The organism is Streptomyces johnsoniae, assembly GCF_031845565.1.
GTDB classification, from domain to species: domain Bacteria; phylum Actinomycetota; class Actinomycetes; order Streptomycetales; family Streptomycetaceae; genus Streptomyces; species Streptomyces johnsoniae.
The window spans coordinates 360133-373334 of the sequence record NZ_JAVREV010000004.1; the positions used below are offsets into that span (position 1 = coordinate 360133).

Sequence of the window (13202 nt, forward strand, 5' to 3'; positions counted from 1 at the left end):
CTGGGCCGCGGAGGGCACGCGGGGCGCTTAGGGTGGTCGGCATGAGCGACCCCAGTGGCCCCGAAGGTGACAGCATCGGTGGCATCGGTGGCATGGCCCGCGACATCGCGGAGGTGCCCGCCGTGGAGCTGATCACCACGGTCGCGGTGCACCTGATGAGCTCCGCCGCGGTCACCCTGGGCCTCGCCGAGGACGGCGAGGAGCACAAGGACCTCGACGAGGCCCGCAAGCTGATCACCGCGCTGGCCGGTCTGGTCACGGCAAGCGCGCCCGAGGTCGGCTCCTACCACGCCGCACCTCTGCGGGACGGCCTGAAATCCCTCCAGCTCGCCTTCCGTGAGGCGTCCGCGGTTCCGGACGAGCCGGGGGCGGGTCCAGGGGAGCAGTTCACCGGTCCCGTTCTCCCTTAGCGCGCCTGGCCTTCAGATCCGTCAGCCACTCGTCGCCCTGCGGGTGGACGATACGGTGCACGATCACCCCGAGGGCCGCGCCCACCAGCGGGGCGAGGATGAACAGCCACAGCTGCACCAGTGCGTCCCCGCCCGCGAACAGCGCGGGGCCGAGGCTGCGCGCCGGGTTGACCGAGGTGCCGGTCAGCGGAATGCCGATCAGGTGCACGACCCCGAGCGTGAGGCCGAGGGGCACCCCGTCGAAGCCCTTCAGCAGGACCCCGCGGGTGACCGAGAGCCACACGAAGACCAGCAGGAACGTCAGCATCGCCTCGACGACGAACGCGCCGCCGATGGACAGGCCGACCGCCGACCGGTCGCCGTAGCCGTTCGTGCCGAACGCCTCGCTCGTCTCCAGGCCGGGGACCTGGTGGGCGACCAGGAAGAGGAGTGCGGCGCCGACGATGGCGCCGAGGAACTGGGCCACCCAGTACCGGATCGCGGTCCGCAGGTCCATACGGCCGGACAGCAGCACGCCGAGCGTCACCGCCGGATTGAGGTGGCTGCCCGATACGGGGCCGAGCGCGTAGACGAGCCCCAGCAGTGCGAAGCCGAAGGCCAGGGCTATGCCCAGGGTGCCTATGTACTCTCCGGCCAGGACCGCGGAGCCGACCGCGAAGAAGACCAGGGCCAGTGTTCCCACGAATTCTGCCGCGAGCGGCTGCGGTTCGGTCTCGGCGGACATGCGCGCCCTCCTGTGCCTGACGTCGTCTCTGTCGCAGTCTGTGGCGGACGGGCGGCGGACGCACCCCCGGCCCCGCCATGCGGGTGGCGGGCCGCCCGGGTCAGCGGTGGTAGGCGGGCCCGCCGGGCAGTGCGCTGCCGGGGGGCAGCACGGCGATCTTCAGGCCGCGGACCAGGTGCGTGCGCAGTACCTCGTCGGCGGCGAGTGCCCGGGCGAGCCTGCCGACGGTTTCCGCGGCGGGGGCCCGTTCCGCCAGGACCAGGGCGAGTGTGCCGTCGGCTTCGTCGCCGGGGCCGCCGGGCACCAGGCGGGCGGCGTCCACCGCGGGCTCGGCCCGCAGCACCTCGTGGACGGCCCGTTCGACGGCGGGCCCCGCGGCGGGGGTGCCGGCCGCGGCCACCGTGCGCAGCGCGGGACCGGCCAGGGTGTAGGCGACCGGCCCCGCGACATCGAGCACGAGGGCGCCCGCGCCCTCCTGGACGGCGGCGGACAGGGCCTGTCGCACGGTGACGGCGACGGGTCTCGCGTCGCCGCGCCAGCGCGCCAGGGTGTCCGTGGCGGTGAAGACGGGCAGGGCGCGGCGGCCGTCGGGAACGGCGAGGGTGAGGACGGCCATGTCGCTGCTCTTCTCCCGGCGGAGCCCGTCGGGGCCGGTCTCGGCCTCGCCGAGCACCGCGACCACGGGGACCAGCAGTCTCGCCCCGCGGAGTGCGGCGAGGAGCGCGGGCTCGGCCGCCGGGTCGGCCGACCAGTCGGCGAGGGCCTGCCGCAGGGCCGGGTCGGCCGTTCCGTCGTCGTCGGCGAAGGCCGGCCTGGGGATGTTCTTGGGCGCCACCCGACGAGGGTATGCGAGGCCGTGCGCCGTCCCGCACGCGGTCGCCCCCGGCGGGCAGGGCGACCACTGTTACGCGTTCTTCATGCGGGAGGCGATGACTCGTGCACATGTGCGGGATAACGTGCCGCCATGAGTCTGTCGCGGCGGTTCCGCCCTGCCCTGGTGGTGCACACCGCGCTCGCCACCACGCTGCTGGCCGCGACCGCCGCCGGGGACTCCGGTTCGCTGCCGGGGCAGGCCGAGGGCGTTCAGCGGCCGGACGACTCCGCCGACTGGGCCGGGGCGGGCACCGATGACCGGGCCGTGGCGCCCGACCGGCTCTCCTCCGGCACCTCCCCCAGCCTGCTCACGCCCGGCGCCGCTCCGGACGCGCTGCTGGCCGAGGCCGTGGACCCGCTCCTGGTCGGCATGGCCCGGGTGTCCGTCTCGGTGCAGCCGCTCGACGGCGGGGAGGGCGCCGCGTTCGGCGGGGAGCTGTTCGACACCGCGAGCATCGTCAAGGTCGACATCCTCGCCGCGCTGCTGCTCCAGGCGCAGGACGCCGGGCGGACGCTGACGTCCGTGGAGCGGGCGCGGGCCGAGGTGATGATCGAGCAGAGCGACAACGACGCGACCGACGCGCTGTGGCTGTCCATAGGCGGCGCGGACGGGCTCGACGCGGCCAACCGGCGCCTCGGGCTCACCGCGACGACGGCGGGCGGCGGCGGCCACTGGGGGCTGACGCAGACGACGAGCAAGGACCAGATGACGCTGCTGCGCGCCATATACGGCGAGCGTTCCGTGCTCAGCACGGAGGCGAGGGCTTACCTTAGGGAGCTGATGGGCGGGGTCGTCGAGGGGCAGCGCTGGGGGATATCGGCCGCCGCCGACGGCGGGGCCTTCGAGCTGAAGAACGGCTGGCTGCCGCGCACCGGCACCGAACGGTGGGACGTCAACAGCATCGGCCGGGTCACCGCGGGCGGGCGGGAGTACCTGGTGGCCGTGGTGTCCGACGGCCACGTCTCGCTGGAGGCCGGGATCTCGGTGGTGGAGGCCGCCGCTCGGGCGGCCGTGGCCTCGGTCAGCGAAGAGGCGGGCCGGGCTCGGCAGCCGGGCGCCTGATCCGTTCCCGCCACCGGGCGATGCGCCCGGTCATCAGCGCCACCGACGCGCCGAGCAGCAGCACGCCGAGACCGCCGGAGACCGGCGCGAGCCACGCCGTGCCGTCCGGGCCCGCGTCCTCGCCGCGCGGTCCCGGGCCGAAGTACTCGGCGCCGTGCGGCTCCGCGGCGGGTTCGAGCGGCCGCGGGGCCAGCCCGGCCGCCGCCTCGATGGCCGCGGCGGGGTCGACGGTGCCGCTGCCGAGGGCGTCGTTCCGGCCCTCCTGCGGCGAGTTCCGCGCGGTGCTCGCGAGCAGGGTGCGCACCTGGGCGGGGGTCAGGTCGGGGTGGGCGGCCAGCAGCAGCGCGGCCGAGCCGGAGACGAACGCGGCCGCCGCGGACGTTCCCCAGCCGGTGTAGTACTCGCGGTCGGGGTCGGCGACGATCACGTCCTTGCCCGGGGCGCAGACGGTGGCGTACCAGCGGCGCGTGGAGAACTCGGCGGGGCTGCCGCTGCGATCCACCGCGGCGACCGCGATGACGCCCGGATACCCGGCGGGGTAGGAGACCGGGTCGCCGCTCTCGCCGCCGTTGCCCGCGGAGGCGACGACGACCGCGCCCCTGGCCAGGGCGTAGCGGACGGCGGCGTCCTCCTCCGGGTCGGGGTGGGCGGACTCGCTGTCGTCGCCCAGCGAGAGGTTGATGACGTCGGCGCCCTGGTCGGCGGCCCAGCGGATGCCCTCGGCGAGTGCGCCGGAACGCGTCTCGCGGGCCTCGTCGCGCTGCGGGTCGTCGTCTTCGAGCAGAACGCGGACGGGCAGGATGGTCGCCTCGGGGGCCACGCCGATGATGCCCGAGTCCCGGCCCGCACCGTGTCCGCGGCCCGCGATGATCCCGGCCATGGCCGTGCCGTGCGCGGCCCACTGCGGGTCGCCGGGCGAGGCCCCCATGTCGACGAAGTCCGCGCCGCTGCGCACGCCGCCGACGAGGTCGGGGTGGGTGGCGTCGACGCCGGTGTCGAGCACGGCGACGGTGACGCCCGCACCGCGGGTCGTCGCCCAGGCCGCGGGCGCGTTGACGGCGTCGAGGGCCCACTGCTGCTGGTCGCGTATGGAGTCGGCGCGGGCGGGCGCGGCGCCGGGCAGCGTTCCCGCGGCCAGGGCGGCGGCCACGGCGAGGGCCGCGGCGGCCCGGCGGGCGCGGAGTGCTGTCATTCCGGCTCCCTGGTGTACGTGTCGGCAGCGGCGCGCAGGCCCCGCTCGACGTGCCCGGCCAGCGCTTCCGCGTCGTGGCCGAGGCCGGCGCGGGCGGCGGTGGTGTCCCGGCCCTCCGCCGTGGCCTCGGCGACGGGCTGGGGGGCGGCGAAGGGGCGGCCGTCGGCGAACCCGGTGACCGACCAGACCACGACGGGCAGGTCGGGCACCACGCCGATGCGCCAGCTGGCCCGTTGGTCGGCGCCGAAGTCCTCGGCCGGGGTGCCGGGGGCCGCGTAGGGCAGGGGCAGCAGGTCGGTCCTCGTGTCCAGGCCCTCGTCGGTGAAGCGCGCGTCGAGCGCCGCCATGTCGTCGGTGTCGGCCTCGGTGAACAGCAGGCCGACCGTGGTGACGGTGGTCTCGGTCTCGTCCGCGTAGGTGGCGCGCAGCAGCCGGTGACAGCCGACGGCGGACAGCACCTCGGTGAGCAGCGGGTCGAAGGCGCCTTCGCAGGTGCTGTCGGGGGCGACGGCGACCCGCACCCACCGCCGGTCGGCGCCGCCGGGGCCGGCCTCCTCGCCCGTGATCTCCGGCGGGAACAGCCGGTCGACGGGTACCTCGCGCCACAGGCCGCGGCGTTCGTCGAACTCGGCCTGCACGGAGGTGCGGTCGTCGCCGTCCGCGAGCCAGGTGCCCGCGGCGGCGCCGCCGAGCAGGCCGGTGCCGAGTACGCCGCAGATGAGGGCGGTGGCCAGGCGGGTGGAGGGGCGGGCGGTGACGGCGTGCACGAAGGCCGCGGCCGGGTTGCGGCGGCGGGCGGGCGGACCGCCGGGGTCGGCGGACGGACTGTGGGTCACCACCGGCAGCTCCACGGGCAGCGGGGGCGCGGAGGGGCGCGGCGGCCCCGGGGGACGCGGCGGGGCGGCGGGGCGCGGCGGGCCGGCCGGTCTGGGCGGGGCGGCGGGGGCCGACGGTGTCAGGGGCGGCAGCGGTGAAGACCGCGGTCCCTGCTCGGTGTTCATCCCCGCCCTCCCAGGACGCCCGGCATTCCGCTGGTCGCGCTCGACTCGGTCACTCTACGGGCGTCGGCTCAGGCTTCGGTACCTGGCCCGGTGGCGGCGGCCTGCGCGCCCGTGACGATACGGTCGATGTCCTCGACCGGAGGGGCGTCGTCCGCGATGTCGATGGCGCTTCTGATGACGACGAGGGCCCCGCTGTCGTCCGCGGCGGGGAAGGCCACGGACTCCACGTGGCCGCTCGTCCCCGAGGCGGTCTCGATCCGGGTGCGGACGCGGAAGCCGTCCTGTCCCGCGACTTCGACCGGCTCGGCGAGCACTTCCTCCCGGTCGGTGACGGCGCCGAAGCTGCCCTCGCTGTAGGCGTCGCTCTCGTTCGCTCCGATGTCCGCCCTGGCGTACTCCTCGGGGGACACGTCCGCCGCGCCGGGGATGACGCTGAGGAAGACGCCGCCGTGCACGCAGCCGGCCGCGCTCTGGCCGGGGCAGTCGTAGCGGCCCGAGGTGAGGGCGATGCCACCGCTGTAGTCGCCCTCCTCCCAGCCGTCGAGCACGGGCAGGACGACGCCGCCGCTCTCGGCGTTGGTGTAGGGGCCCGCGTCGCCGCGCGGGTCGTCGGGCTCCTCCTGGCCGAACGGTCCCTCGGCGTCCTCCTCCGCGTCCCCCTCGGAGCCGCCGTCCGGGGCTTGTTCGGCCGGGGCACTGGACTCGCCGAACGGCCGCCCCGCCTCGGAGTCCTCGTCATCGCCCCCGGTGAGCGCCACCGCGCCGACGACGACCAGTGCCGCGGCGAGCACGATCCCGCCGGCGATGACCGCGAGCCGCCGCCCGTCGCGGGCGGGCGGCGGCGGGCCGCCGAAGGTCGACCCCGGCACCGGCTGCCCCGGGTACGGCTGGGGCGGGTACGACTGCCCCTGGTACGGCTGGGCGGGGAACGGCGGCGGGGCCGCGGGCGGCGGGCCGCCGAGAGGCGCGTTGCCGGGGAGGGTCGGCGGCTGCGAGAGGGGCGCCTGCGCCGCCCGGGTCTGCGCGGTCCACGCGGAGCCGTCCCACCAGCGTTCGGGTGCCTGGCCGTGGCCCGCGTGGCCGGGATCGGGGTACCAGCCGGGCGGAGTCGTCATGCTCACAGAGGGAAACTTCTCACACCCCGGCCGTCACGGCCACCTCCCGGCGGGCTACATCGGCGTGACATACGCGCCCGAAATACCGCCGTCCACAAGGAATTCGGCGGCATTGACGAATGACGAGTCGTCACTGGCGAGGAAGGCGACGGCCGCGGCGATCTCCTCCGGCTCGGCGAAGCGTCCCATCGGCACGTGGACGATGCGGCGGGCGGCCTGCTCCGGGTTCTTGGCGAACAGCTCCTTCAGCAGCGGGGTGTTGACGGGCCCGGGACACAGCGCGTTGACGCGGACGCCCTCGCGGGCGAACTGGACGCCGAGTTCGCGTGACATCGCCAGCACGCCGCCCTTGGAGGCGGTGTAGCTGATCTGGGAGGTGGCCGCGCCCATGACCGCGACGAAGGACGCGGTGTTGATGACGGAGCCGCGGCCCTGGCGGCGCATGTAGGGGATCGCGGCCTTGCAGCACAGGTAGACGGAGGTGAGGTTCGCCTGCTGGACGCGCTGCCAGGCGTCGAGCCCCGTGGTGAGGATGGAGTCGTCCTCGGGCGGCGAGATTCCGGCGTTGTTGAAGGCGATGTCGATCGAACCGTAGGTGTCGTCCGCGGTCTTGAAGAGGGCGTCGACCTGCCGGGGGTCGGTCACGTCGGCCCGCACGAACAGGCCGCGCGTCTCCGCGGCGGCGGCCTCGCCGCGTTCGGCGTCGATGTCGGCGCACACCACGTGGGCGCCCTCGGCGGCGAGCCGGCGCGCGCTCGCCAGGCCGATGCCGCTGCCCGCGCCGGTGACGACGGCCGTGCGGCCGGTGAGGCGGCGGGGCACTGCGGTGGCTTCGGTCACGGTGTCTCCTGTTCGCCGTCGGTGCTTCTCGTCGGTCGTTCTCGTCGGTCGTTCTCGTCAGTCGTGCTGGGTGCTGAAGAACACGTTCTTGGTCTCGGTGAAGGCGCGCAGCGCGTCGGGGCCGAGTTCGCGGCCGAGCCCCGACTGCTTGTAGCCGCCGAAGGGAGTGGCGTAGCGAACGCTGCTGTGGGAGTTGACGGAGAGGTTGCCCGCGGCGACGGCGCGGGAGACGCGGATGGCGCGGGCGGCGTCGGTTGTCCAGATGGAGCCGGCCAGGCCGTAGTCGGTGGCGTTGGCGAGCCGTACCGCCTCCTCTTCGTCGTCGAAGGGCGTGACGACGGCGACCGGGCCGAAGATCTCCTCGGCGGCGGCGCGTCCGTCCGCGTGGTGCGCTTCGAGCACGGTCGCCGGGTACCAGTAGCCCCGGCCCGCGGGAACGGTGCCGCGGATGGCGGCGGGTGCGTCCTCGGGCACGTAGCCGCGCACGCGGGCCAGCTGGGCCGCGGAGATCAGCGGGCCCATCGCGGTCGCGGGGTCGGCGGGGTCGCCGACGGTGACGGCGTGGACGGCGGGTTCGAGGAGCGCGAGGAAGTGGTCGTAGACGGTGCGCTGGACCAGGACGCGGCTGCGCGCACAGCAGTCCTGGCCCGCGTTGTCCAGGAACGAGGCGGGCGCGGTGGCCGCGGCGCGCGCCAGGTCGGCGTCGGCGAAGACGATGTTGGGGCTCTTGCCGCCGAGTTCGAGGGTGACGCGCTTCACCGTGGCCGCGCAGCGGGCCATGATGGCGCGGCCGACGGCGGTGGAGCCGGTGAACGCGATCTTGGCCACCTGCGGGTGGTCGACGAGTGCGGTGCCGGTGACGGGGCCCGCGCCCGGCAGCACCTGGAACAGGCCCTCGGGCAGCCCGGCGTCCAGGGCGAGGGCGGCCAGCCGCAGCGCGGTGAGCGGGGTGGTCTCCGCGGGCTTGAGCAGCACGGCGTTCCCGGCGGCGAGGGCGGGCGCGGTGCCCCAGGCGGCGATGGGCATGGGGAAGTTCCACGGGGCGATGACGGCGACGACGCCGAGCGGCTCGTGGAAGGTGACGTCGAGGCCGCCGTCGACCGGGATCTGCCGGCCCGTCAGGCGTTCGACGCCGCCCGCGGCGTAGTCGAGGAGGTCGCGGACGTTGCCCGCCTCCCAGGCGGCCTGGCCGAGCGGGTGTCCGGCCTCGGCGACTTCGAGCCGGGCCAGCTCCTGGCCCGCGGCGTCGACGGCCGCGGCGAACCGTCGCAGGAGCCGCGCCCGGTCGGCGGGGGCGAGCGCGGCCCAGCGGTGCTGGGCCGCGGCCGCGCGGCGGACGGCCGCGTCGACCTCGGCGGGGGCGGTGGCGGGAACGGTGGCGATGACCTCCTCGGTCGCCGGGTTGATCACCCGGTGCTCGTCCGCAGGTTCCGGTGTCGGGCTCGGCACGGTGCGCACGGTGCTCACGGTCCTCACAGGCGCTCGAAGGAGCGGTACCGCTCCCAGTCGGTGACGGCGGTGTCGTGTGCTTCCTGCTCGACGCGGGCCATGTTGGCGTAGTGGTCGACGACTTCTTCGCCGAACGCGTCCCGCGCCAGCGTGCTCGCGCGCCACAGCGCGGCGGCGTCGCGCAGTGCGGCGGGCACGTGTTCCGCGTCGCCGGTGTAGGCGTTCCCCGTGCAGGGCTCGGGCAGTTCGAGCCGCCGCTCGATGCCGTGCAGTCCGGCCGCGACCATGCCGGCGACGGCGAGGTAGGGATTGACGTCGCCGCCGGGCAGCCGGTTCTCCAGGCGCAGCGAGGCGCCGTGGCCGACGACGCGCAGCGCGCAGGTGCGGTTGTCCGGGCCCCAGGCGACGGCGGTGGGGGCGAAGGAGCCGGGCCTGAAGCGCTTGTAGGAGTTGATGTTCGGGGCGTACAGCAGGCTGAGTTCGCGCAGCGCGGCGAGCTGGCCGGCGAGGAAGTGGCGCATGGTCGCGGACATGCCGTGCGGCGCGGCGGGGTCGGCGAAGACGGGCCGGCCCGCGGCGTCGCGCAGCGAGAGGTGGACGTGGCAGGAATTGCCCTCGCGCTCGTCGTACTTGGCCATGAAGGTGAGCGCCACGCCCTCCTGGGCGGCGATTTCCTTGGCGCCGGTCTTGTAGATGGCGTGCTGGTCGCAGGTGGTGAGCGCGTCGGCGTAGCGGAACGCGATCTCGTGCTGGCCGAAGTTGCACTCCCCCTTGGCCGATTCCACGGTCAGGCCCGCGCCGCCCATCTCGTTGCGTATGCGGCGCAGCAGCGGCTCGACGCGGCCGGTGCCGAGCACGGAGTAGTCCACGTTGTACTGGTTGGCCGGGGTCAGGTCGCGGTATCCGGCCCGCCATGCCTGCTCGTAGGTGTCGCGGAAGATCATGAATTCGAGTTCCGTGCCGACCTGGGCGGTCCAGCCGTGCCCGGCGAGCCGGTCGAGCTGGCGGCGCAGGATCTGCCGCGGGGAGGCCGCCACCGGTGCGCCGTCGTGCCAGGCGAGGTCCGCGGTGGCCATGGCGGTGCCGGGGTGCCAGGGGACGCGGCGCGTCGTGGCGGGGTCGGCGTGCAGGGCGAAGTCGCCGTAGCCGCGTTCCCAGGACGACATGGCGTAGCCGCCGACGGTGTTCATGTCGGTGTCCACGGCGAGGAGGTAGTTGCAGCCCTCGGTGCCGTTGCGCAGGACCTCGTCGAGGAAGAAGCGGGCGGCGAACCGCTTTCCCGTCAGGCGGCCCTGCATATCGGTGAACGCCAGGACGACGGTGTCGAGTTCACCGAGGTCGACGAGGGCCCTCAGCTCCTCGATGGGGAGCGGGGGTGTGCGCATCGCCACGTCAGGGGCCTCCTGTCGCTCCAGCCGGAGGCCATAAGGTAGCGGCGCAGACCATTGATTGGGAAGTGGGTCCGATGGACGACGGCGGGGACGCGGCGACGCGGAACCGGCTGGCGGGCGTGCTGCGGCCGGTGCGCGCGGGGAACGGGTTCGAGGAGGCGCTCGCACAGGTGCTCCAGGTGCTGCGGCTCGGCCTGGTGCCGGACGGCGGGCGGCTGCCCGCGGAGCGGGAGCTGGCCGGGCTGCTGGGGGTGAGCCGGGTGACGCTGCGCGAGGTGCTTCGGGTGCTCCAGGACGAGGGGCTGGTGGAGAGCAGGCGCGGCCGGTACGGCGGCACGTTCGTGCGCCCGCGCCCCGCGCCGGCGCGCGACGGCGCGGCCGCGGAGCTGCGGCGGCGGATCGCGGCCGTGGACGTGGAGGACGTGCTGCGGCTGCGGGAAGTACTCGACGTGGGGGCCGCGGGCCTGTGCGCGGAGAGCAAGCTCGGCCCGGCCGCGGCGCGGCGGCTGCACGCGGCGCTCACCGGGACGGGCGAGGCGCCGCCGGCGGAGTACCGGCGGGCGGACACGCTGCTGCACCTGACGCTGGCCGAGCTGTCGGGCTCCCCCTCGCTCGCCGCGCAGTACGCGGCGGTCAGGGCCACGGTGAACGACCTGCTCGACGGCATTCCGCTGCTCGTGCGCAATCTGGCGCACTCGCAGGCGCAGCACGCCGCGCTGGTGGCGGCGGTGCTCGGCGGCGACGCGCAAGGGGCGCGCGAGGTGATGCGCGAGCACTGCGCGGGCACCGCGGCGCTGCTGCGCGGCTTCCTGTCCTGAGGCCCGCGCCGCGCCATCCGCAACGACCGCTCGGCGCAGGGGGTCTTGCGCCGCCTCCCGGCAGCCGCAAAGGTATGCGCCCATACCTTTCTGATCCTCCGCGGCACCAGGCGGGAGCGGCCCATGACCGAAGGCAGCGAGTCGAGGCCCGTACACGGCGGAGCCCCCGGACCGCCGCCCGGCGGCGGGCACGACTCCGCGGACGCGGCCTATCTGAGACGGCGCGCGCTGCGCGCCGGAAGCGCGGGACCGCTGCTGCTGACCGGGCTCGGCGTCGCCTACGTCGTCTCCGGCGACTACGCGGGCTGGAACTTCGGCCTGGCGGAAGGCGGTTTCGGCGGTCTCGCGGTCGCCGCCGTGCTGATGGGCCTGATGTACACCTGCATGGTCTTCGCGCTGGCCGAACTCGCCTCCGTCCTGCCGACGGCGGGCGGCGGCTACGGGTTCGCCCGGCGCGCCCTCGGCCCGTGGGGCGGATTCCTCACCGGAACGGCCATCCTCATCGAGTTCGTGCTCGCTCCGGCGGCCATCTCCATCTTCATCGGCGACTACGTCGAATCACTCGACCTGTTCGGCCTGACCTCCGGCTGGCCGGTCTACCTGGGCTGCTTCGTCATCTTCCTGGCCATCCACCTGTGGGGCGTCGGCGAGGCGCTGCGGTTCAGCCTGGTCGTGACCGCCGTCGCGGTGGTGGCGCTGCTGGTGTTCGCGGTGGGCGCGTTCGCCGAGTTCGACGCGAGTGGGCTCGACGACATCCCCGTAGACGAGGACGCGTTCGGCTCCGGCTCCTGGCTGCCGTTCGGGCTCATGGGCATCTGGGCCGCGTTCCCCTTCGGCATGTGGTTCTTCCTCGGGGTCGAGGGCGTGCCGCTGGCCGCGGAGGAGACGAAGGACCCGGCGCGCACCCTGCCCAGGGCCATGGCCTGGGCGATCCTCGTGCTGCTCGTGCTCGCCGTGCTGACATTCCTGGCCGCGGCGGGGGCGCGCGGCTCGGCGGCGGTGCAGTCCGCGGGCAATCCCCTGGTCGCCGCGCTCGAACCGGACGGCGAGACCACGGCGTTGAGCCGCTTCATCAACTACGCGGGGCTCGCGGGTCTCGTGGCCTCGTTCTTCTCCCTGGTCTACGCGGGCTCGCGGCAGCTGTTCGCCCTCTCCCGCGCGGGCTATCTGCCGCGCTTCCTGTCCCTGACCAGCCGCCGCAAGGCGCCGTACCTGGGCCTGCTGCTGCCGGGCGCGCTGGGCTTCGGCCTGGCCGCGGCGACCGGCGACGGCGCGCGCATGCTGAACGTCGCGGTCTTCGGCGCCACCATTTCGTACGCGCTGATGACGCTGTCCCACATCGTGCTGCGCCGCCGCGAGCCGGACCTGCCGCGCCCGTACCGCACCCCCGGCGGCATCGTGACGTCCGGCGTCGCGTTCACGCTGGCGCTGGCCGCGCTGGTCGCGACGTTCCTCGTGGACCGCGAGGCCGCGTTCATCGCGCTCGGCGTGTACGTGGTGGCGCTCGGCTACTTCGCCTTCTACAGTCGGCACCGCCTGGTGGCCGCCGCGCCCGAGGAGGAGTTCGCGGCGCTGGCCGCGGCGGAGGCCGAACTCACCCGCGACTGAGGGAGTATCCGATGCCACGGCCGCTCATCGGCGTCAGCACCTACCTGGTGGAGTCGGCGCGTTGGGACGCGTGGCGGCAGCCCGCGGCGCTGCTCCCGGCCGCCTACCACCTGATGGTGCAGCGCGCCGGCGGCCTGGCGGCCCTGCTGCCGCCGGACGCGGAACCGGCCGCGGCACGCGGCGCGGTGGCCCGGCTCGACGGCCTGGTGATCGCGGGCGGCCCCGATGTGGACCCGGCGCGCTACGGCGCGCCCCGCGACCCGCGCACCGGGCCGCCCGCGCCGGAGCGCGACGCGTGGGAACTGGCGCTGATCGAGGCCGCGCTCGCCTCCGGGGTGCCGCTGCTCGGCGTGTGCCGCGGTATGCAGCTGCTGAACGTGGCCCTCGGCGGCACACTGCACCAGCATCTGGACGGCCACGCCGGGCCGCCCGGGACCTTCGCGGAACACGAGGTGCGCCCCGTTCCCCGAACCCTGCTCGCCACGGTGCTGCCCGGCCCGGCGCGCGTGCCCACGTACCACCACCAGGCCGTGGACGCGCTCGGCCGCGGCCTGGTCCCCGCGGCCGTGGCGGCGGACGGCACCGTGGAGGCCGTCGAGCTGCCGGGCGCGGACGGCTTCGTCCTCGCGGTGCAGTGGCACCCCGAGGCGGGCGGCGACCTGTCGGTGATGCGCGCCCTGATCGCGGCGGCCTGTCGGTGATGCGCGCCCGGATCGCG

13 protein-coding genes are annotated in these 13202 nt (G+C 75.1%); 5 read left to right on the top strand and 8 right to left on the bottom strand.

All coding sequences use genetic code 11. The annotated features are described in order from the left end of the window. Positions 1-41: 41 nt before the first annotated feature. Positions 42-410: a DUF1844 domain-containing protein gene (locus RM779_RS09820; RefSeq protein WP_077063750.1), complete on the top strand. Its 369-nt coding sequence runs from the start codon at positions 42-44 to the stop codon at positions 408-410. On the opposite strand, the gene RM779_RS09825 is transcribed toward RM779_RS09820, so the two are convergent. Beyond that, positions 388-1134 carry an aquaporin gene (locus RM779_RS09825; RefSeq protein ID WP_311617279.1) on the bottom strand — a complete coding sequence of 249 codons (747 nt, stop codon included), beginning with the start codon at positions 1132-1134 and terminating at the stop codon, positions 388-390. The genes RM779_RS09820 and RM779_RS09825 overlap by 23 nt on opposite strands. Positions 1135-1234: 100 nt before the next feature. Further along, positions 1235-1969 carry an SseB family protein gene (locus tag RM779_RS09830; protein WP_311617280.1) on the bottom strand — a complete coding sequence of 245 codons (735 nt, stop codon included), beginning with the start codon at positions 1967-1969 and terminating at the stop codon, positions 1235-1237. 129 nt (positions 1970-2098) lie between these two features. Between RM779_RS09830 and RM779_RS09835 the strand changes: the two genes are divergently transcribed. After that, positions 2099-3070, top strand: coding sequence for a serine hydrolase (locus RM779_RS09835; protein ID WP_311617281.1), 972 nt, complete (start codon positions 2099-2101; stop codon positions 3068-3070). On the opposite strand, the gene mycP is transcribed toward RM779_RS09835, so the two are convergent. The 6 genes from mycP to RM779_RS09865 all read right to left on the bottom strand — a co-directional run bounded on the left by mycP (position 3030) and on the right by RM779_RS09865 (position 10058). Continuing rightward, positions 3030-4262, bottom strand: a complete 1233-nt coding sequence (gene mycP, locus RM779_RS09840) for a type VII secretion-associated serine protease mycosin (protein ID WP_311617282.1) — start codon at positions 4260-4262, stop codon at positions 3030-3032. The genes RM779_RS09835 and mycP overlap by 41 nt on opposite strands. Continuing rightward, on the bottom strand, positions 4259-5101 hold the full coding sequence (locus tag RM779_RS09845; protein WP_311617283.1) for a hypothetical protein: 843 nt from the start codon (positions 5099-5101) through the stop codon (positions 4259-4261). Before RM779_RS09845 ends, mycP begins: the two co-directional genes overlap by 4 nt. 230 nt (positions 5102-5331) lie before the next feature. After that, on the bottom strand, positions 5332-6378 hold the full coding sequence (locus RM779_RS09850; RefSeq protein ID WP_311617284.1) for a DUF2510 domain-containing protein: 1047 nt from the start codon (positions 6376-6378) through the stop codon (positions 5332-5334). 54 nt (positions 6379-6432) lie between these two features. Then, positions 6433-7218 (bottom strand): 3-oxoacyl-ACP reductase, encoded by a 786-nt coding sequence (locus RM779_RS09855; RefSeq protein ID WP_311617285.1) that lies wholly within the window; start codon positions 7216-7218, stop codon positions 6433-6435. Positions 7219-7275: 57 nt separating this feature from the next. Then, positions 7276-8667, bottom strand: a complete 1392-nt coding sequence (locus RM779_RS09860; protein WP_394813260.1) for an aldehyde dehydrogenase family protein — start codon at positions 8665-8667, stop codon at positions 7276-7278. A gap of 23 nt (positions 8668-8690) precedes the next feature. Beyond that, positions 8691-10058 carry a glutamine synthetase family protein gene (locus tag RM779_RS09865; protein WP_311617286.1) on the bottom strand — a complete coding sequence of 456 codons (1368 nt, stop codon included), beginning with the start codon at positions 10056-10058 and terminating at the stop codon, positions 8691-8693. Positions 10059-10132: 74 nt separating this feature from the next. On the opposite strand from RM779_RS09865, the gene RM779_RS09870 reads away from it, so the two are divergent. From RM779_RS09870 to RM779_RS09880, 3 genes are all read left to right on the top strand, one after another. Next, a complete protein-coding gene (locus tag RM779_RS09870; RefSeq protein ID WP_311617287.1) occupies positions 10133-10876 on the top strand; it encodes a FadR/GntR family transcriptional regulator in 744 nt (247 codons plus the stop codon). 123 nt (positions 10877-10999) lie between these two features. Next, a complete protein-coding gene (gene eat, locus RM779_RS09875) occupies positions 11000-12484 on the top strand; it encodes an ethanolamine permease (RefSeq protein WP_311617288.1) in 1485 nt (494 codons plus the stop codon). Positions 12485-12495: 11 nt separating this feature from the next. After that, positions 12496-13185: a gamma-glutamyl-gamma-aminobutyrate hydrolase family protein gene (locus RM779_RS09880; RefSeq protein ID WP_311617289.1), complete on the top strand. Its 690-nt coding sequence runs from the start codon at positions 12496-12498 to the stop codon at positions 13183-13185. Positions 13186-13202: the final 17 nt, after the last annotated feature.